Source organism: Methylobacterium sp. CB376, from assembly GCF_029714205.1.
Lineage (GTDB): Bacteria > Pseudomonadota > Alphaproteobacteria > Rhizobiales > Beijerinckiaceae > Methylobacterium.
The window spans coordinates 3,766,770-3,786,722 of sequence record NZ_CP121648.1 but is presented as its reverse complement, the minus strand read 5'-3'; the positions used below and the strand labels follow the sequence as shown (position 1 = coordinate 3,786,722).

Below are 19,953 nucleotides of genomic sequence, written 5' to 3'. Positions count from 1 at the left end.
CCGGACCTGCCAGGAGAAGCCGACCCGCAGGTCGGCCCGGAGAACCGCGCCGCCTGCTCAGGAGCAAGCTTGATGAACGCAGTCTTGGTTTGACCAAGATTGGCCTCGACACCGCTGCCCGAAAGCTTCCGGGCAGCCTTTCCTGTCCTGGTCTCCGAAGTCACGGCTTCACAGGAGGTGGAAGTCACTCAGGTGAGCTTGTAGCTGCGCCTTGGTCACACCGAGCAGGGTCACCGTGTCGTTCGGGTCGACGATGACCGTTGCGTTCCCATTCACGTCAGCCGTGTAGTTTATGATCTTCGATGCGTCCGTAATTCCTGCAAACAGGTTGTGATCGAAACTCAGAATATCTTGGAATACATCGAACCCCGAGATGACGTTCTTTCCAAGATTGGCATGGAACACGAAGTTATCGATCCCGACGCCAGCTGTCATATTGTCATTGCCGGTCGAACCGACGATGAGGCCCCCACCGGGTACTGCTTTGATGACGTCATTGCCAGTGGTCCCGAAAATCGCCACCTGACTGGAGGAGCCCACATTGCCTGCCAAGTCGGTCGCTTTGGCAGTGAAGTTGTGCACGACATTGGACAGGTTCGTCAGCGTGGTGTTCCAATGACCCGCACTGTCGGCATTCGCGGTGCCCAGCACTGTCGTCCCATTTGTATCGAGCAACGTGACGGTGCTGTTGGCTTCTGAGGAGCCGCTGACCAGGGTGGTTGATCCGGTCTTGGTCACACTCTGGGTAATATCCGTGATCGATGTCACGGGAGCCGTCGTGTCCACTAGCGTCGTGCCCACGCTCATGGACCCGCTCTGATTACCCGCTTTGTCCGTCGCCACCGCCGTGAAGACGTGCTTGCCCTCCGTCAGGTTGGTGGCCGCCAGCGTATACTTGCCTGTGGTCTGATCCACCGCCGTCACTGGTGTGCGGAGCGCCACGTCGTTGTCGTAGAACTGAACCGATGCCACACCTGAAAGGGCATCGGCGGCCGAGACCAGGAGGGTGTCGCTGGCCACGGTGGTGTAGGTTCCGTCCGAATGGGAACCCGTGCCCGTCGGCGCGGTCTTGTCGATGTTGATGCCACTGACCGTCACCGAGGCGCTGTTGCCAGCCTTGTCCTGCACGCTGGCCGAGACCGACCGGTTCGCGCCCTCCGTGGTCAGGCTCGCATCGGCCGGAGCCGCGCCATCGAGCCCCGACAGGGCATCCGCGGCCGTCCAGTGGACCGCGACGTCGTGGTTGTACCAGCCGTTGGCATTGGCCTGCGTCGTCGCCGCTCCCGACAGCGTCGGGCCGGTCTTGTCGATGTTGATGCCGCTGACCGACGCCGAGGTGCTGTTGCCCGCCTTGTCCTGCACGCTGGCCGAGGCCGACTGGTTCGCGCCCTCCGTGGTCAGGCTCGCGTCGGCCGGAGCCGCGCCATCGAGCCCCGACAGAGCATCCGCGGCCGTCCAGTGGACCGCGACGTCCCCCTTGTACCAGCCGTTGGCATTGGCCTGCGTCGTCGCCGCTCCCGACAGCGTCGGGCCGGTCTTGTCGATGTTGATGCCGCTGACCGTCACCGAGGCGCTGTTGCCCGCCTTGTCGGTCGCCGATCCCTGAACCGACTGGTTCGTCCCTTCGGTCGAGAGCGTGGTGACACCACTGACCGTGTCAACACCCGACAGGCTGTCCGCGGCCGTGAAGCCAACCGCGACGTCGTGGTTGTACCAGCCGTTGGCGTTGGCTTGCGTCGTCGCCGCCCCCGACAGCGTCGGGCCGGTCTTGTCGATGTTGATGCCACTGACCGACGCCGAGGTGCTGTTGCCCGCCTTGTCCAGCACGCTGGCCGAGACCGACTGGTTCGCGCCCTCCGTGGTCAGGCTCGCATCGGCCGGAGCCGCGCCATCGAGCCCTGACAGAGCATCCGCGGCCGTCCAGTGGACCGCGACGTCGTGGTTGTACCAGCCGTTGGCATTGGCCTGCGTCGTCGCCGCTCCCGACAGCGTCGGTCCGGTCTTGTCGATGTTGATGCCGCTGACCGTCGTCGAGGTGCTGTTGCCCGCCTTGTCCGACGTGCTCGCCGAGACCGACTGGTTCGCCCCTTCCGTGGTCAGGCTCGCGTCGGCCGGAGCCGCGCCATCGAGCCCCGACAGAGCATCCGCGGCCGTCCAGTGGACCGCGACGTCCCCCTTGTACCAGCCGTTGGCGTTGGCCTGCGTCGTCGCCGCTCCCGACAAGGTCGGGCCGGTCTTGTCGATGTTGATGCCGCTGACCGACGCCGAGGTGCTGTTGCCCGCCTTGTCCAGCACGCTGGCCGAGACCGACTGGTTCGCGCCCTCCGTGGTCAGGCTCGCGTCGGCCGGAGCCGTGCCATCGATGCCCGACAGGGCATCCGCGGCTGTCCAGTGGACCGCGACGTCGTGGTTGTACCAGCCGTTGGCGTTGGCCTGCGTCGTCGCCGCTCCCGACAGCGTCGGGCCGGTCTTGTCGATGTTGATGCCGCTGACCGTCACCGAGGCGCTGTTGCCCGCCTTGTCGGTCGCCGATCCCTGAACCGACTGGTTCGTCCCTTCGGTTGAGAGCGTGGTGGGACCACTGACCGTGTCAACACCCGACAGGCTGTCCGCGGCCGTGAAGCCAACCGCGACGTCGTGGTTGTACCAGCCGTTGGCGTTGGCTTGCGTCGTCGCCGCCCCCGACAGCGTCGGGCCGGTCTTGTCGATGTTGATGCCACTGACCGACGCCGAGGTGCTGTTGCCCGCCTTGTCCTGCACGCTGGCCGAGACCGACTGGTTCGCCCCTTCCGTGGTGATGGTCTTGTCCGCGGGAGCAGCGCCAGCAAGTCCGGACAGAGCATCCGCGGCCGTCCAAGCGACCGCGACGTCGTGGTTGTACCAGCCGTTGGCATTGGCCTGCGTCGTCGCCGCCCCCGACAGCGTCGGGCCGGTCTTGTCGATGTTGATGCCACTGACCGTCACCGAGGCGCTGTTGCCCGCCTTGTCGGTCGCCGAACCCTGAACCGACTGGTTCGTCCCTTCGGTCGAGAGCGTGGTGACACCACTGACCGTGTCAACACCCGACAGGGCATCCGCGGCCGTGAAGCCGACTGCGACATCGTGGTTGTACCAGCCGTTGGCATTGGCCTGCGTCGTCGCCGCTCCCGACAGCGTCGGGCCGGTCTTGTCGATGTTGATGCCACTGACCGTCACCGAGGCGCTGTTGCCCGCCTTGTCGGTCGCCGAACCCTGAACCGACTGGTTCGTCCCTTCGGTCGAGAGCGTGGTGACACCACTGACCGTGTCAACACCCGACAGGGCATCCGCGGCCGTGAAGCCAACCGCGACGTCGTGGTTGTACCAGCCGTTGGCGTTGGCCTGCGTCGTCGCCGCTCCCGACAGCGTCGGGCCGGTCTTGTCGATGTTGATGCCGCTGACCGACGCCGAGGTGCTGTTGCCCGCCTTGTCCAGCACGCTGGCCGAGACCGACTGGTTCGCGCCCTCCGTGGTCAGGCTCGCGTCGGCCGGAGCCGTGCCATCGATGCCCGACAGGGCATCCGCGGCTGTCCAGTGGACCGCGACGTCGTGGTTGTACCAGCCGTTGGCGTTGGCCTGCGTCGTCGCCGCTCCCGACAGCGTCGGGCCGGTCTTGTCGATGTTGATGCCGCTGACCGTCACCGAGGCGCTGTTGCCCGCCTTGTCGGTCGCCGATCCCTGAACCGACTGGTTCGTCCCTTCGGTTGAGAGCGTGGTGGGACCACTGACCGTGTCAACACCCGACAGGGCATCCGCGGCCGTGAAGCCGACTGCGACATCGTGGTTGTACCAGCCGTTGGCATTGGCCTGCGTCGTCGCCGCTCCCGACAGCGTCGGGCCGGTCTTGTCGATGTTGATGCCGCTGACCGACGCCGAGGTGCTGTTGCCCGCCTTGTCCAGCACGCTGGCCGAGACCGACTGGTTCGCGCCCTCCGTGGTCAGGCTCGCGTCGGCCGGAGCCGTGCCATCGATGCCCGACAGGGCATCCGCGGCTGTCCAGTGGACCGCGACGTCGTGGTTGTACCAGCCGTTGGCGTTGGCCTGCGTCGTCGCCGCTCCCGACAGCGTCGGGCCGGTCTTGTCGATGTTGATGCCGCTGACCGTCACCGAGGCGCTGTTGCCCGCCTTGTCGGTCGCCGATCCCTGAACCGACTGGTTCGTCCCTTCGGTTGAGAGCGTGGTGGGACCACTGACCGTGTCAACACCCGACAGGGCATCCGCGGCCGTGAAGCCAACCGCGACGTCGTGGTTGTACCAGCCGTTGGCGTTGGCTTGCGTCGTCGCCGCCCCCGACAGCGTCGGGCCGGTCTTGTCGATGTTGATGCCGCTGACCGACGCCGAGGTGCTGTTGCCCGCCTTGTCCTGCACGCTGGCCGAGACCGACTGGTTCGCCCCTTCCGTGGTGATGGTCTTGTCCGCGGGAGCAGCGCCAGCAAGTCCGGACAGAGCATCCGCGGCCGTCCAAGCGACCGCGACGTCGTGGTTGTACCAGCCGTTGGCGTTGGCCTGCGTCGTCGCCGCCCCCGACAGCGTCGGCGCCGTCTTGTCGATGTTGATGCCGCTGACCGTCGCCGAGGCGCTGTTGCCCGCCTTGTCCGATACGCTGGCCGTGGCCGAGAGGTTCGCCCCTTCCGTGGTGATGGTCTTGTCCGCGGGGGCAGCGCCAGCAAGTCCGGACAGAGCATCGCTGGCAGTCCAGTGGACCGTCACATTACCCTTGTACCAGCCATTGGGGTTCGGCTGGGTTGTCGCAGCCCCCGACAGGCTCGGAGCGCTGCGATCCAATGTAAAGCTGAGCGAGGAGGAAGAGCTAGCCGTTCCGTCGGGCCGAACTTGACGCACGCTTACCGTGTTCGCGCCTTCCTGGGCGACAAATGAGGTGCTACTCCAGCTATTTCCATTCCAAAACTCAAGCGCGTTCCCACTAAACAGCCCGCTAGTGACTAGCGTGGGGTCAGAGGTAACTCTGTCGCTGTGACTAGAGCCTGTATCGTTAGCAAGAGATACGGATGGAGCAGTTACGTACCCTTGAACATGCAGATTAATAGTCGGAGTTGACCAGAACCCAGATCCAGAAAACTGAAAACTGACAGTCTCGTCATACGCAGATCGGTTGGTTGATGAATTGTAATACTGCACATCCTGCATCAACGCTGCCATAACCTCGTAATTTGAGTTATAAGCAGAGTTGATGTTGATTGACAGATCTTGTCCAGCTGCTGGAGTTACAAAGGTTCCTACAACACTAGTACCATTGTATAAGATCTGCCCTCCTGAGACGGATAGGGTAAAGCTATTTCCACTACTCCAGGATGAGTAGTAGCTGCTTCCAAGCAACAGGTGGTCAGAGCTATTCCCTGAGCTGAGATGAACGGTAAGCGACGAGGCCGTTGGTGATGGACTCCACCATTGGTAGTTCAATCCGCCCATAAGATTGTACGTGCTGTTGTAATACGCGTATGCGTTGTTGTTACCACCGCTGAGTGTGTAATCAATCTCATTACTCGGACCGTAGTAACCGCCACACATTTCGCATCTCCCTCGTTTCCAGTTTCTTGCGCAGAGACCGCAGTCCTCCTACCCGGGCGGCGGTACTTTCAACCAGTAGTTTTTTCCAATATTCTCGCAGCCCAACGAGGTGAAAAACTTGTCAGTACGCTCAAGCGAGATGCCGGTGGCAACACCACACCAGATTGCAGTAGCGCCTCGTTGCGCTGACCATAATTCAAACGCCTTCCAGAGCGAGTAAGCAGCGCGAGAACCACGGTGCTCTCTATTAACAAAGAAAAATATATCTTTCGCCACAAGATCTTTTGAAAAAAATGGGGTAGTCAATGCCCCCGCAAAAACCCCGTTTATTGCATTCTGTCCGTATACGTTAACACAATGATCAGGACGAGTTATCGCCATTTTCAGGAAACCTGCTAATCGATCAACATCTAAGTGCAGACGCTTGTATACACTTTCCTCGTGAAACTGCATCATTAGTTGTATAATGACGTCAAGGTCGGCGGAACACGCCGGTCGGACGTTCGAGTCTGCAGATTGGTTTGTCTTCGGAAGCTTGTGCTTAGGTCTATGCACTTTCAACTCCCTACCGGGCTCTGAAGCATGTGTCAGGTCCAGCATTTCTGCTTCACTTTTCCCGCCACGCCCTCGCGAGGTGATCCTGAAGCGGTTTGGTGAGGTAGGACATGACCGCCCTCTCACCGGTTTGGATGAAGCTCTCCACCGGCATGCCAGCCACCAGCTTCAGACCCTGCAGCCGATCCAGCTCGCCGGCGGCCGGCCGGATCCGCACCGTGTAGAAGCTCGCTCCCGTCTTCTGGTCCTGGCTGATATCCGCCGAGACCACGCTCACCTCACCCGACAGCTCCGGGGTGGTGCGCTGGTTGAAGGCCGAGAAGCGCAGCACCGCCCGGTGACCAAGCCGGACTTGGTCGATGTCCTGCGGCTGGATCTTCGCCTCGACCGTCAGCGCGTCGGAGCGTGGCACGATCAGCATCAGCGGCTCGCTCGGGCTGACCACCCCGCCCACCGTGTGCACCGCGAGCTGGTGCACCACCCCGTCCTGCGGGGCCCGGATCTCCACCCGTCTCAACTGGTCCTCGGCCGCGACCCGCTTCTCGACCAGCTCGGCCAGCTTGCCGCGAATCTCGGCCAGCTCCTTGCCCACCTCCGTGCGCAGGTCCTGGTCCACCTGCAGGACCTGCAGCTCGGTCTCAGTGACCTTGCCCTTGGTCTGCGCGATCGAGGACACCAGCGCCCCGCGCTCGCCCTCCAGCCGCGCCGCGTCCCGCTCCAGCGCCGTCACCCGGGTAATCTGGATCAGGTTCTTGGCGAAGAGCTCGCGCACGCCCCTCAGCTCCTCGCCGATCAGGCTGATCTCGCGCTGCTTGGCCGTGACCTGGTCGGTCATGCCCTGGATCTGCTCCCGGAGCTGGCCGATGCGCTCCCGCAGCTGCGCCTTCTGGCCCTCGCGCGCCGTGCGCCGGATCGCGAACAGGCGCTCCTCCTCGCCCAGGAGGTCGGCGATCGCCGGTTCGGCCCCGCGCTGGAGCAGCTCGGCCGAAAAGTGGACCTGATCGCGGCCGTCCTGCTCGGCCTTGAGCCGGGCCTGCCGCGCCGTGAGCTCGTCCTGGCTCTTGGTGACCACGGCCAGGTTGGCGCGCGTGACCGTCTCGTCCAGGCGCACCAGCACCTCGCCCGCGCGCACCTCGGCGCCATCGCGCACCCGCAGCTCGCCGACCACGCCGCCGGTCGGGTGCTGCACCTTCTTGACGTTGGTCTCGACCACCAGCGCCCCGGGCGCGATCACCGCGCCGGCGAGCTCGGTAGTGGTCGCCCAGCCACCGAGGCCGAGGGCGAGCAGGGCGGTGACCGCGCTGCCGCCGACCATAGCCCGGCGAAGGGAGCGGCGGGTGCGGGGATGGGCGGGCAGCATCAGACGGCTCCTGCTGCGGCGGCTGGGATGAACACCGGTGCGCCGGCGGGCTTGGCGGGGCGCATGATCTGCTCCTTGGGCCCGAAGGCCTGGGCCTGGCCCTGGGCCATGACCAGCACCTGGTCCACCGCCGCGAGGGCGCTGGGCCGGTGCGCGATGACGACCACGATGCCGCCGCGCTCGCGCACCCCGGCGATCGCCCGGGTGAGCGCCTGCTCGCCCTCGCCGTCGAGGTTGGAGTTCGGCTCGTCGAGCACCACCAGGAACGGCTCGCCGTAGAGCGCGCGGGCCAGGCCGAGGCGCTGGCGCTGCCCGCCCGAGAGCGCCATGCCGCCCTCGCCGATGCGGGTCTCGTAGCCCTGCGGCAACCGCACGATCAGCTCGTGCACCCCGGCCTGCTCGGCCGCCCGGATGATCGCCTCCGGATCGGGATCGGGCTCGTAACGGGCGATGTTCTGGCCGATGCTGCCGTCGAACAGCTCGACATCCTGCGGCAGGTAGCCGATGTGGCGGCCCAGCACCTCGGGCGCCCACTGGTCGAGGGTGGCCCCGTCCAGCCGCACGCTGCCGCGCACCGGCGGCCAGACGCCGACCAAGCCGCGGGCCAGCGACGACTTGCCCGACGCGCTCGGGCCGATGATGCCGAGCCCGCTGCCGGCCTTGAGCTCGAACGAGACACCGGCGACGACGAGCGCCTGAGCCCCGGGCGGGACCAGCCCGACGCCCTCGACCGAGAGGCTGGCCGCTGGCCGCCGCAGGGCGAGCCGGGCGGTCGGCTCGGGATGGGCGGCCAGCAGCGCGCGCAACCGTCCCCAGCTCTGGCGGGCACCCGCGAAGCTCTTCCAGTGCGCGATCACCTGCTCCAGCGGCGCGAGCGCCCGGGCCGAGAGGATCGAGCCGGCGATGATGATGCCCGAACTCGCCTCGCCGTGGATGACCAGGTAGGCGCCCAGCCCGAGCACGCCGGACTGCAGCATCATGCGGGCGACCTTGGACACGCCTCCGAGCCCGCCCGCCACGTCGCCGGCGCGCTCGTGGCTGTCGAGGTGCTTTCCGTTGACCTCGTCCCAGCGCGCGCCCAGGCGCGGGCTCATGCCCATGGCGGCGATGACCTCGGCGTTGCGGCGGCAGGTCTCCGCGAGGCTGATGCGGGCGGAGCCGTGCTGGGCGGCCTCCTTGACGGGCCTGCGCGTGAGGGCCTCGGTGCAGGCGGTGAACAGCACCAGGACGAGGGCGCCAATCGTCGCCGCCACGCCGATCAGCGGGTGGAACAGGAAGCAGATGGCGAGGTAGAACGGCGTCCAGGGCAGATCGAAGAAGCCGATCGGCCCGCCTCCGGCTAGGAAGCCGCGGACCTGGTCGAGGTCGCGCACGGGCTGCAGGCCGAGGCTGCCGCCTCCGGGCGAGAGCGGCAGGCGCGCGACCAGAGCGAAGACGCGCGGGCCGAGGCGCTCGTCGAGGGAGCGGGCGAGGCGGGAGAGGACGCGGCTGCGGAAGAAGTCGAGGGCGGCCTGCCCGGCGTAGAGGCTGGCCGCGAGCACCGAGAGGGCGATCAGGGTGGGGACGCTGCGGCTCGGGATGACCCGGTCGTAGACCTGCAGCATGTAGAAGGAGCCGGTCAGGTAGAGGATGTTCACCAGGGCACTGAACAGGGCCAGGGCGATCAGCGCCGCGCGTCCGGAACCGACGGCCGCGATGAGGCTGGTGTCCGACTTGGGTTGAGGAGCTGGCGAACGCACGCTGGTCCTCCCTCGACTTCTTCAGGCCGCAGGGATCCGTGCTCTCAAAGCAGAGCCTCGAGAGGATGTCGTTCCCTGTGTATTTCCGCTCAAGCGGTCGCGTTGATGCCCCGAGCGGCATTCTCCGTCACCGAGCTGGTGACTGGCCACTTCTTGCTGCTGTCCGCCTGCTCCAGGTTGTGGAGCAGGAATAATCAGCAGATCGGGCGTAGCACACAGGCGAAAGCCGATTCATTCCCCATATGATGTATGCGGCCGAGAATTCGCGCGACTTAGGTGATCTTGCCTAAGCCAGCCTCCGGACGGACCGGTCCCGCTTTGCGGCCCAGGCTGCTCTCTGGACGCTGTCATCTCACCGTGGCCCTCAAGCTCCGACGAAATGCGGCGCGTATATCATTTGGGGGTTGCCAAGCGCAGCGGAGGCTGGAAACTCCGTCGAAGTCCTCAGGGTGAGGACCGCGCACTCGAACTGGAGCAAGCGATGTCGTCTTGCTGCGAGTGGCAGCCCATCAGCACGGCCCCGCGGGATGGCCGGCCCTTGCTGGTGTTCCACACGGCCTGGGATCTGATGCAGGTCGGGGTCTGCTACGGCGAGACGCAGCCGTGGCAGCAGCCCAGCGGCGATCTGCTCCAGACCCCCATGTACTGGATGGCGCTGCCCCGTCCTCCTCTGCGGCCCCCCGGCTCGGACGGCCTCACGGCAGAATAGCCAGGCGGGTCAGCAGGGCCACGAGTTCCGCCTGCCGATGCGTGTTCGTCTTCGCGAACACGGTCGCGAGTTGCTTGCGGACCGTCCCGACCGCCACGTGGGCGGCGTCCGCGATCTCCTCCGGGCTCCTGCCGGCCGCGATCTCGATGGCCAAGCGAGCCTCGGAGGAGGTCAGGCTGAAGATCCTCTTCAGCACCTCGGGCGAGGGATGGGGGTTCGCATCCAGGTTGACGAGAATGACGACCTTGTGCGGCCCGCCCGGGGCGGGCTGGTTGATGAAGACGGTGCGCACGATCAAGGGACGGCCAGCATCGCTCCCGTCCTGCGGGACGGCGATCCAGTCCGCCTGGCGCGAGTTCAGAGCCGCCTCGGTCTGGGCGCGCAGAACTTTGTCGAGGGCAGCGCGACACAGAGCCAACCGATCCTCGCCCTGCTCGGGGTCGGCTTGTCCCGCGAGCAGGTGCTCGGCCGTCCGGTTGATCCGCAATACCTGCCCAGTCTTGCCCAGAAGGAGACCGCCATATCCCATGCAGTCCAGCGCCTCCAGCAAAGGTTGGCCGAGTGGCACGGTGAACGCCTTTCAGTGTTTGAGTAAAACTTCACTGGTAACAGGCGCGCGATCCTCCCTCATACCTCAAACAGGGTATGCGGATTTGGATCTCCGTTGATGTCAGACTCCTCTTATGCTTGACAATTAGCTTCACAGCTGGCGATGCTGAACATCGCGGCCGCGTGGAGGTCGCCAACAACGGCTGCGAGCGAGCCCTGCGCCCGACGATGGTGCGGCGGACGGTGACGAACGGCTACCAGGCGATGTGGGCGGCCGCGGGCGAGGCGGACGTGCGCACGGTCGTCGGCACTCCCGGCTCACGGGGCCGACACCTTCGCCAGCCTCATCAAGACCATCGGCGCCCGATCGCTTCCCGCGCCGCTCTCCCTCATCACAGACAAGGTGAACCGGCCCATGCGCAGCGCCGTACCTGCTCGGTGATTACCTGGTCTGCAAGCAGTCTCAGTAATCACCTGCCAAACACCTCATACGTCAAATGCATGATGTAATCCCGCAGTGGCGGTGATTAGCTCACAACTCTGGCAAACCAGAAGCCAGGAATCCATACTGGGAGGACACTATGGCCAAGGACGTCGTCTTCAAGGATGGCCCAGTCAAGCTGTCATACGGCTCAGGCGACACATTCGTGTTCAAGGCTGGTCCCTTGCACGCGACCGGAGATTTCAACGACACGGCTACCGGATACGCGGGCAGCTTTGACGCAAAGCTCGGACCCGCACATGCGGATGGCAGCTACACCTACAACGCCATCACGGGTGATCTTTCTGTCGATTTCACAGATGCTACGTTTCACCACCAGTCGGTCGACATTCCATCTTTCACGGTGAATACTGACTTGTTCGGCTTCCACTTCTGAGCCCGTGTTTGCAGCCGATTTCGTTGCAGGCTGCCGATCCCGGTTCGGTGCAAACTCTCAGTCCGCCACGGCTCCGCCGTGGCGGGCTACCCTTCGACTCCTCCTGCGACCAGGCGCTCACGGAGGAGTGGAACGTCTTGAGGACCGGGAGCGGTTCAAGGCGGTTAGGCGGAGCCCCTGGCGAAATTGATTCCGCCGCTCGCGGAGCCCGCCCGCGGACGCCGAAACCCGTCGCGGGTGCCGAAGTACCCGCGGGGACCGCCTTCCTGGTCCTATGGTTCGACCGTTCTGTTCATCGTTCGGCTGAGCGAACACGGGCAGCACGTCACACGACGCCCACGCATGAGCTTTCGGCCTTGCCGCGCCCCGCTTCCGCGGTGGCGCTGCCGCACCTCTAGAGCAGCACCCGATCACGTTGCAACCGGGTGCCGCTCTCGATCTTTGATCTTGCCGGATTTTCTGCGACGAACCGGCATCCACTTCGTCGGAAAATGCTCTAGGTGGCGACGGTGGCCCTGCGACCCTGCCTTCCGGCAGCCCGACCCGGGTTCCGTTGCTCTGGATTCACAGATCTATCCCGATCAGTAGGCGTGCCCTGCACAGATCTGTACCCTCTCCGTGCGGATGAGGTGGCAGGCCTACGGGCTTCCTGGTTGAGGGGCCACCGGAGCGTTGGGGCGGGCGCCTGCCGGCCCCTCGCGAGGCGCAGCCAGGAGCGCCACTCCTCCGAGACGAGGCGCACCACGTTCGTGTCATTCCGCCAGCCGGTGATCGCCCGCTCCTCGACCGTCACCAGGCCGAGATGGGCGGCCTCGCGCAGCAGGGCGTTCCTCACCAGGGTCTCGCACACGCCCGCGAGGGCCGCGATGTGGCCCACGGCCAGGCGGCATCCCCGCGACGGCGGGCCTCGGCCGCCACCACGGCCAGGACCGCGATCTCGCCGAGGGTGAACCAAGCCGCGAGGGCGTGTCGCAAACTCGGGAGCAGGCCGCAGAGCGGGCTCTCCGTACCCGCTTTCACGCTTTGTTCGTGACGGCGAGGCCGAAGCAGGACGCGAGCAGCTGGTTCTGCTCCCGCACCGTCCACGCCCCTGAGAACCCGAAGCCCTTGCGCAGCCACAGCATGGCCTCGAGCCCCTGGATCGAGCGCCGCGCCGTCGCGAACGACCGGAACCCGCCCACCCGCGGCATCGGCCGCTTCACCCGGAAGTGGTCACTCTCGATCCCTTGCTGCAGGTGCTTGCTGACGTGATGAATGGGTGTGCGCGGCAGCAGACCCTCCTTGCGGCTCTCGGTGATCGCCGGCGGGTACGGGCCAGCACCATCCGTACCGATCCGGTCAGGAGCGAGCAGCGGCTCGGCCGAGAGCATCTTACGGAAGAACCGCTTGGCGGCCTCCAGGTCGCGGTTGGCGGTCAGCAGGAAGTCGACCGCCTGCCCGTGCTTGCCGACGGCGCGGTATAGGTAGCGCCACTGGCCGCGCACCCGGACGTAGGTCTCGTCGACGCGCACGGAGCCGCAGTGCGGTTGGCGGAACCGGCGCAGGCGGCGCTCGATGGCGGGCGCGCAGGCCAGCACCCAGCGGTTGATGGTGGAGTGATCCACCTCCATGCCCCGCTCCAGGAACATCTCCTCGATATCGCGGTAGCTCAGCGCGTAGCGCGGTACCAGGAGACGGCCTGGACGATGAGGGCGGCTTCGAAGTGCCGGCCCCGGAAGTCGCCACGGGCCTGGCGCTTCAGCGTGAGGGCGAGGGCCCTGAGGATCATGGGCCGGCTCCGGAGGGAGGCGGCAAGCTGGGCAGCTATGGCTAACGACCGGTGAACGGCGGCCCATCCGCGTTTGCGACAAGCCCGCCGGAACTGCCGCGTCCAGGGCCATTCGACCGTGACGGGTCACTCCACGGTGACGGACTTGGCGAGGTTGCGGGGCTGGTCGACGTCCTTCCCCAGCACGACGGCGGCGTGATAGGCCAGCAGCTGCAGCGGCACCGCGTAGACGATCGGCGCCACCACCGGGTCGAGATCCGGCATCATCAGCGTCGCCAGCGTGTCGAGCCCCGCGGCCTCCGCGCCGCGCGCGTCGCCGATCAGCACGATCCGGCCCCCGCGCGCCGCCACCTCCTGCATGTTCGACACCGTCTTCTCGAAGATCGGGTCGTGCGGCGCGATCACGATCACCGGCACCGCGTCGTCGATCAGCGCAATCGGGCCGTGCTTCAGTTCGCCCGCCGCGTAGCCCTCCGCGTGAATGTAGGAGATCTCCTTGAGCTTGAGCGCCCCCTCCAGCGCCATCGGGTAGGCGGTGCCCCGCCCGAGGTAGAGCACGTCGCGCGCCTTGGCGATCTCGCGCGCCAGCCCCTCGATCGCGCCCTCCTGCTTGACCGCTTCGGCCATCAGGCCCGGCACCGTGATCAGCGCGTCGACGAGCCGGCGCTCCTGGGCTGCGTCCAGCGTCCCGCGCGCGCGCCCCGCCGCGATGGCGAGGCACAGGAGCACGGTGAGCTGGCAGGAGAAGGCCTTGGTCGAGGCCACCCCGATCTCCGGTCCGGCCAGCGTCGGAGCGACCGCCGAGGCCTCGCGCGCGATGGTCGAGGTCGGGACGTTCACCACTGCCAGCGTGTGCTGGCCCTGGGCCTTGGCGTAGCGCAGCGAGGCCAGCGTGTCGGCGGTCTCGCCGGACTGCGAGATGACGAGGGTCAGCCCGCCCGTCTCCAGCGGCGGCTCGCGGTAGCGGGTCTCGGAGGCGACGTCGATCTCGACCGGCAGCCGCGCCAAGCTCTCGAACCAGTACTTGGCCACCAGCCCGGCATAGTAGGCGGTGCCGCAGGCGGTGATCGACAGGCGGGTGAGCGAGGCGAAGTCGAAGGGCAGCGCCTCGGGGAGGGCGACGCGCCCGTTCGCCAGATCGACGTAGTGGGCGAGCGTGCGCCCCACCACCTCCGGCTGCTCGTGGATCTCCTTGGCCATGAAGTGGCGGTGATTGCCCTTGTCGACCAGGAAGGACTGGGTGGCGATCCGCTGGCGGGGTCGCGCGACGATCGCGCCGGTCTGGTCGCGGATCTCGGCGCCCTCCCGGGTCAGGATGGCCCAGTCGCCCTCGTCGAGATACGTGATCTCGTCGGTGAAGGGGGCGAGCGCCAGCGCGTCCGAGCCGAGGTAGGTCTCGCCTTCCCCGAAGCCGATGGCGAGCGGCGCGCCGTGGCGGGCGCCGATCAGGAAGTCCTCCTCGCCCGCGAACAGGAAGGCGAGCGCGAAGGCGCCGCGCAGGCGCGGCAGGGCCGCAGCGACCGCCTCGCGGGGGCTCAAGCCCTGGTCCACGCCGCGGCTGACGAGCTGGGCGACGACCTCGGTGTCGGTCTCGGTCTCGAAGACGCAGCCCTGGGCCTGGAGCGCGGCCTTCAGTTCGCGGAAATTCTCGATGATGCCGTTGTGGACGACGGCGAGGCGGGGCGTGGCGTGCGGGTGGGCGTTGGTCTCGTTCGGCCGGCCGTGGGTGGCCCAGCGAGTGTGGCCGATGCCGATGGCGCCCGAGAGCGGGCTCTGGACCAGCTTGAGCTGGAGGTTCGACAGCTTGCCCTCGGCGCGGCGGCGCTCCAGGCAACCGTGCTCCAGGGTGGCGATGCCGGCCGAGTCGTAGCCGCGATATTCGAGACGCCGCAGGGCGTCGACCACCTGTCCCGCTACGGCACTCCGCCCGACGATTCCCACGATGCCGCACATGCTGTCCGCCCCAATCTGACCGGAGCGTCCCGTTCCGGCACGCCCGCCCGCAATCCGTATCCCGGCCGGCGCAAGGACTGGACCGCCCGCCTCACAATTGTGCTCCACTGCCGCGCTCTCGTGGATGGTGGCCCGGCAAGACGTGACCCTGCAACGAGACCGTTATGAGCGGCCGGCTCTAACCGTTGAGCCACGGGCACGAGAGAGCGGGACGGACAGATAGCCGGTTAGGCTTCGTCTCCTCTGGCGAAAAGCCAGAGGACAGAAGCACGAGCCGTCGCCCGCCGCTACCCAGTCTGAGTCCCGCTCAGCGAGGGCTTGTATCAGCTGTTAATATTACCCGCAAAACTGACTTTGATTTGAGGAAAACGCCACCTATCCAGGGTTAGGAATTGATGAACGGTTGGCGCAGAGAAGGATACCACGATGGGACGCGACTGCTCGGCACCATCACCGCGTCGGCCGTCCAGGCTGAACTTCCAACGCGAGTGCCGGTCGCTCACGCTGTGGCAGATTTGTGTATGCAGACCATGGTCTCGGCCAATTCTTGATATCAACGACCCATACTGTCATTGGAACCCATACAGATAGAACATCTGGTGCGAGTATCTTCTGTATATCACAGAAAGGCAAGCAAATGACCGGTATCGAAGCTAGCGATGTACTGCGAATTGCAGTGATCAGCGGGCTCATCGGATTCGGCGTGTTCTGCGCTTCGTTCAGCCTCGCCGTATGGTTTCGTCGTAATCGCGCAAAGCCAAATCGCTCCGCGCGCCTGAGTTTCTTGGCATTGGTGTTGGGTATCTTCGGCGCCGCTGGGAATTGGGCGTACAATGAGTTTTCTAGCCGCACCGGCATTGTCGGTGGCCAGGATCTCTTTGTCGTTCATGCCAAGCGCAACGTCACTACCGATAAGCTGGCGCCGGAGGGTCGGATCGAGCAGGGCGAGCGACTGATCGAGTTCCTGCCGCCTGCAATCGATGGACAGTTGGCGGTGATCGACAGCCACATCAAGCAGTCGGAAGCGAAGATCGCCTACTTCAATCTGCGTGCGCTGCCGGTCGATTCCATGCTGCTGCAACGCCAAGCGCAGCTTCGCCAGCAGATCGATCAGGCCAAGCAGATGCTGCTCGACATCCAGAAGTCGCGCCGCGAGGCCGAGCGGGCGCAGCTCGACGCTCAGACGCAGTATGCCGAGAAGATCAGCCAGTCCGACCTTCAGGGGGCGGCCGAGAAGCAGGCGCTCGCCACCGCGGCCTCGCAGATCGAGATCGCGACGAGCGCAGCCAGTCGCGCCGAGAACTTGCACCGCACCGGCACGGGCACGCTCGTGGCGGTGGAGGATCGCACTGCGACCTTGCTGAACTACACGCTCTCGCGCAACCGCGCGCAGGCGAACCTCGCCTCGCTGGAGAAATACCGGTCCGCACTCGACCAGAGCTACGGCCGCACGCTGAAGTCGCTAGCGATACAGATTAGCAAGCTCGACGGCGACATGAGCCTGACCCAGCAGACCATGGATGGCCTGAACTGGGAACTGGCCAAGATCGAGAAGGCCGTGACGGAGGACCGCGCCCGCGCCGCCGACGCCACGGCGCGCGAGCGCGAAGCGGCTGTGCACGAACTCGAAGGTCTGAAGGCCGAGCGGGTCGCCCTGCTCTCGGCAACCCAGGTCAAGGCGCCGTTCTCCGGCGAGATAGTCTACCGTCATCCCGCGCCTGGCTTCGCGCCCGAGAGCACGCCGGTCCTGGCGGTCTCGAAGGGCAGCGGCTTCGTCGCCCGCGTCTGGGTGCCAACCGGGGACCTTGATGCGCTGAAGCGGGAGAAGAAGGTCCAGTTGGCCCTGGAGCAGCCAATCTTGAACCGGTTCTTTGAAGGCTCCTACCGCTCCTACGAGGAAGCTCCTTACGAGAAAAACAGGGTCATCGCACACTTCGACGCGAAGCTGCCGCTCGAAGCCATCACCCTGCTAGCCAGCGCCGGAAATCCCGTGCAGGTCAAGCTACTGTGGCGGCCCGACCTGACGGCGAGCTTTGCCTTTCAGTGCAGCCTCGCGCTGATGACGCTCGGCTGCATCGGCGCGGTCACGTGTGGCCTGCGTCGCGCCCCGGCCGATGTGCCTGCGGTGGCTCACCACGCCCCCGCCCACGAAACCCAACTGCGCGAGATGGCCCGAGACCTACACAAGCAGCTTCGCGACGGCACCCTCGACGAGGACCCCGACCTCGCCCGCGGCGTGGTCCATCTGGTCGAGCGCATGGGCGAGCCTGTGGTCGATGCCCTGCGCGAGGAGATCGTCTTCGACGAGGAGTTCGAGCGCGCGCTCAGCCGCCACCGAGACGACCCGGCTTTGATGGGACTGATCAACAAGGTGCGTAATGCTCCCCTCACCATTCAGTACGCCTGACATGACCGCAATGACCGCACCTGTGCCCGCGGGAGAAATCGTACCCACGGGCGAATTTCGCGCGAAAGTCCGCTCCTACCCGCGCTGGATCGTCAACTTTCTGGCGATCATCACCCTCGCCTACGGGCTTGTCCTCGGCGTGACGCTGCCCTGGACGATCCAGCAGACCCTGTTCGACCCGGCCTCGGGGCTGACCTCGAAGGGGCCGTTCACGACGGCCTGGGGCATCTTCCTGATCGTCATCGGGGCGAGCATCATCGCGCGCTGGCTGGTGATCCAGGCCATGGCCTTCTACGAGCACGACCGGGTCCGCCGGAAGCCGCCCGCCGAACTGCCGAACCCGGCCCCCTTCGTGTCAATTCTGGTCCCGGCCTTCAACGAGTCCGAGACCGTGATCGGCGCGCCCACCTCGTTGATGACTCTCGACTACCCGAATTACGAGATCATCTTCGTGGATGACGGCTCGACGGATGACACCTTCATCAAGGCGTTCCCGCTTGCGGGTCAGTACGGCAACTGCACGCTGCGGGTCTACACGAAGCCCAACGGCGGCAAGTGGTCGAGCCTGAACTTCGCCTACAAGAAGGCCAAGGGCGACCTGCTGCTCTGCGTCGACGCGGATTCCGGCCTCGCCAAGGACGCGCTGCGCGTCATGGTGCCCCGGATGTCCGAGAAGGGCGTCGTCGGCTGCGCCGGGCAGGTCACCATCCGCAACCGCAACAACTTCCTGACGAAGCTCCAGGCCGCCGAGTACCTTCTCGGCAACGGCGGCATGCGCATGGCGCTCAGCCTGATGGGCGTTGTGACGGTCGTGCCAGGCCCGATCGGGCTCTACAAGCGCGCTATTCTGGAGGAGATCACCAAAATTCCGCGCAAGCTCTCCGCCGCCGCGGCGGTGACCCATTCGGGCCCGGGCGCGGTCAATGGGCCGCTTTCCGGCGAAACCTTCGCGGAGGATTTCCAACTCTCCCTGTCGGCGCTGGCGCTGGGCGGGCGCATCGTCTACGAGCCGCGCGCTTACGCCTACACCAAGTGCCCAGACGATGTGGCGACTCTGATGAGCCAGCGCTACCGCTGGATCCGTGGCACATGGCAGGTATACATTGTTTACGTGCGCACGCTGAGCAAGCTCACCAACCGCGGTAATAAATCATCACTCCTCAACACCGTCATGACGGTGCTCTACCCAGCGGATATCTTCCTCGTGCCGATCCTGAATTTCTTCTTCTGGATCTCCATCGCCGTCTCGATGGCCTCGGGCCAGTCAATGAACTTCATATTGGCCTGGATCGGCTCGGTCTTGCTGATGAACGTCATGACAGCGATGGTCTACATCCTCGAACAGGATGACGATATCGCCCTGCTGCCGCTCGTACCCGTCCTCGATCTCTACCAGAGCATCTTGATCAACAGCGCCTGGGTCATTGCCGCTGTCGATGAGGTGCGCGGCACCGGCATGCGCTGGAACGCCTAGGTGTATGGTCCCGGTATGAGGTGGTGCGGGTCGATTTTGAAGCGGTCTGGGTCTTTGGTCCAGGCATGACAGATGCTCTGGAACGGGGTCTTCCAGCGCAACGACTTGAGATGCTTGGCGAAGTTGTAGGCTGTGACGAAGGCCAGGACGTGTGCCTTCAAGCTCTCCAGATCTTCATAGTGGAAGACTCTGACGGTCGCATCCTTGATGGTCCGGTTCATGCGCTCGGCTTGACCGTTCGTCCAAGGATGGTAGGGCTTGGTCAATCGATGCTCGATGCCGTGCTCGAGACAGACGCGATCGAAGATATGTGGACCGAGAAAGCGCCGACTCGGCCCAGTCCTGTTCTTCGGCAGGTCGGCGAAAGCCATGCCATTGTCGGTCAGGACCGTGTGTATCTTGTAGGGAAAGACTGCCACGGCCTTCCTCAGGAAGGCTGATCCTTCCATCTTACCCGCGCTGTCGTGGAACTCGACGTAGGTGAACTTCGAGACGCGGTCGATGGCCAGGAACATGATCAGCTTGCCGTCGGCATGGCGCAGCTCGCAGCTGTCGATATGCACGTAGCCGATGTCGTAGGTCTTGAAGCGTTTGCGTGTCAGCGCCGTCTCGGCTGCCGGGAGGCGGGAGATGCCATGCCGTTGCAGGCATCGATGCAGGGCAGAGCGGCTCAGGCTGGGGATAGTCTCGCGCAGGCAGCCCAGGACATCATCGAGCGGCAGCAGCGTCCGCCGCCGGAACTCGACCACGATCGCCTCCTCGGCCGGCGTCATGACCGTGCTCCTGGGCTTCTTCGGCCCCATCGGCGCATCGGTCGTCACCGCCCGCCTGCGCCATTTGGCGACCGTCTTCGGGTTCAAGCCGTACTGGGCGGCAAGGGCGCGGCTACTTTCTTTCGACGCTTGGAGCTCGGCTCGAACACGCGGCGTCGTTCGGGCGCTGCCGTGAAGAACTCCTGCCATAGTGCATCCTCCACCAAACGCGTCAGCGCCGATGATGCACCATCACACTCCG

At 65.4% G+C, this 19,953-nt stretch carries 11 protein-coding genes, 1 tRNA gene and 2 pseudogenes; 5 read left to right on the top strand and 9 right to left on the bottom strand.

Translation table 11 applies throughout. From position 1 onward, the window contains the following. Window positions 1-168: 168 nt before the first annotated feature. The 4 genes from QA634_RS17135 to QA634_RS17120 form a co-directional block, all read right to left on the bottom strand. Window positions 169-4,728 carry a beta strand repeat-containing protein gene (locus QA634_RS17135; RefSeq protein ID WP_043701310.1) on the bottom strand — a complete coding sequence of 1,520 codons (4,560 nt, stop codon included), beginning with the start codon at window positions 4,726-4,728 and terminating at the stop codon, window positions 169-171. Window positions 4,729-5,595: 867 nt separating this feature from the next. Further along, window positions 5,596-6,147, bottom strand: a complete 552-nt coding sequence (locus QA634_RS17130) for a GNAT family N-acetyltransferase (RefSeq protein WP_012333173.1) — start codon at window positions 6,145-6,147, stop codon at window positions 5,596-5,598. Between the two features lie 7 nt (window positions 6,148-6,154). Continuing rightward, on the bottom strand, window positions 6,155-7,462 hold the full coding sequence (locus QA634_RS17125; RefSeq protein WP_012333172.1) for an HlyD family type I secretion periplasmic adaptor subunit: 1,308 nt from the start codon (window positions 7,460-7,462) through the stop codon (window positions 6,155-6,157). Continuing rightward, complete coding sequence (locus QA634_RS17120) at window positions 7,462-9,201, bottom strand: type I secretion system permease/ATPase (RefSeq protein WP_012333171.1); 1,740 nt, start codon at window positions 9,199-9,201, stop codon at window positions 7,462-7,464. Before QA634_RS17120 ends, QA634_RS17125 begins: the two co-directional genes overlap by 1 nt. Window positions 9,202-9,682: 481 nt before the next feature. On the opposite strand from QA634_RS17120, the gene QA634_RS17115 reads away from it, so the two are divergent. Continuing rightward, window positions 9,683-9,910, top strand: a complete 228-nt coding sequence (locus QA634_RS17115) for a hypothetical protein (protein ID WP_012333170.1) — start codon at window positions 9,683-9,685, stop codon at window positions 9,908-9,910. On the opposite strand, the gene QA634_RS17110 is transcribed toward QA634_RS17115, so the two are convergent. Next, window positions 9,897-10,478 carry a helix-turn-helix transcriptional regulator gene (locus tag QA634_RS17110; protein ID WP_043701307.1) on the bottom strand — a complete coding sequence of 194 codons (582 nt, stop codon included), beginning with the start codon at window positions 10,476-10,478 and terminating at the stop codon, window positions 9,897-9,899. The genes QA634_RS17115 and QA634_RS17110 overlap by 14 nt on opposite strands. A 152-nt stretch (window positions 10,479-10,630) precedes the next feature. On the opposite strand from QA634_RS17110, the pseudogene QA634_RS17105 reads away from it, so the two are divergent. Then, a pseudogene (locus tag QA634_RS17105) lies at window positions 10,631-10,866 on the top strand (hypothetical protein); the annotation flags it as partial. Window positions 10,867-11,040: 174 nt separating this feature from the next. After that, window positions 11,041-11,337 carry a hypothetical protein gene (locus tag QA634_RS17100; protein WP_012333169.1) on the top strand — a complete coding sequence of 99 codons (297 nt, stop codon included), beginning with the start codon at window positions 11,041-11,043 and terminating at the stop codon, window positions 11,335-11,337. 1,016 nt (window positions 11,338-12,353) lie between these two features. Here the strand turns inward: QA634_RS17100 and QA634_RS17090 are convergent. The 3 genes and pseudogenes from QA634_RS17090 to QA634_RS17080 form a co-directional block, all read right to left on the bottom strand. Beyond that, window positions 12,354-13,105, bottom strand: a pseudogene (locus QA634_RS17090) (IS6 family transposase). Between the two features lie 126 nt (window positions 13,106-13,231). Further along, on the bottom strand, window positions 13,232-15,058 hold the full coding sequence (gene glmS, locus QA634_RS17085; protein ID WP_012333168.1) for a glutamine--fructose-6-phosphate transaminase (isomerizing): 1,827 nt from the start codon (window positions 15,056-15,058) through the stop codon (window positions 13,232-13,234). A gap of 125 nt (window positions 15,059-15,183) precedes the next feature. Then, window positions 15,184-15,258 (bottom strand) — tRNA-Ile (locus QA634_RS17080). Between the two features lie 437 nt (window positions 15,259-15,695). Between QA634_RS17080 and QA634_RS17075 the strand changes: the two genes are divergently transcribed. Then, a complete protein-coding gene (locus QA634_RS17075; protein WP_012333167.1) occupies window positions 15,696-17,465 on the top strand; it encodes an HlyD family efflux transporter periplasmic adaptor subunit in 1,770 nt (589 codons plus the stop codon). 1 nt (window position 17,466) lies between these two features. After that, window positions 17,467-18,939 carry a glycosyltransferase family 2 protein gene (locus QA634_RS17070; protein ID WP_168169161.1) on the top strand — a complete coding sequence of 491 codons (1,473 nt, stop codon included), beginning with the start codon at window positions 17,467-17,469 and terminating at the stop codon, window positions 18,937-18,939. Here QA634_RS17070 and QA634_RS17065 read toward each other — a convergent pair. Further along, window positions 18,936-19,901, bottom strand: a complete 966-nt coding sequence (locus tag QA634_RS17065) for an IS481-like element ISMtsp16 family transposase (RefSeq protein WP_012333165.1) — start codon at window positions 19,899-19,901, stop codon at window positions 18,936-18,938. The genes QA634_RS17070 and QA634_RS17065 overlap by 4 nt on opposite strands. Window positions 19,902-19,953: the final 52 nt, after the last annotated feature.

Bases quoted from the DNA above. Each gene is read 5' to 3' on its own strand.
- QA634_RS17115 (WP_012333170.1), top strand. From the start codon at position 9,683: ATGTCGTCTTGCTGCGAGTGGCAGCCCATCAGCACGGCCCCGCGGGAT.
- QA634_RS17125 (WP_012333172.1), bottom strand. From the start codon at position 7,462: ATGCTGCCCGCCCATCCCCGCACCCGCCGCTCCCTTCGCCGGGCTATG.
- glmS (WP_012333168.1), bottom strand. From the start codon at position 15,058: ATGTGCGGCATCGTGGGAATCGTCGGGCGGAGTGCCGTAGCGGGACAG.
- QA634_RS17100 (WP_012333169.1), top strand. From the start codon at position 11,041: ATGGCCAAGGACGTCGTCTTCAAGGATGGCCCAGTCAAGCTGTCATAC.
- QA634_RS17070 (WP_168169161.1), top strand. From the start codon at position 17,467: ATGACCGCAATGACCGCACCTGTGCCCGCGGGAGAAATCGTACCCACG.
- QA634_RS17065 (WP_012333165.1), bottom strand. From the start codon at position 19,901: ATGGCAGGAGTTCTTCACGGCAGCGCCCGAACGACGCCGCGTGTTCGA.
- QA634_RS17130 (WP_012333173.1), bottom strand. From the start codon at position 6,147: ATGCTGGACCTGACACATGCTTCAGAGCCCGGTAGGGAGTTGAAAGTG.
- QA634_RS17075 (WP_012333167.1), top strand. From the start codon at position 15,696: ATGACCGGTATCGAAGCTAGCGATGTACTGCGAATTGCAGTGATCAGC.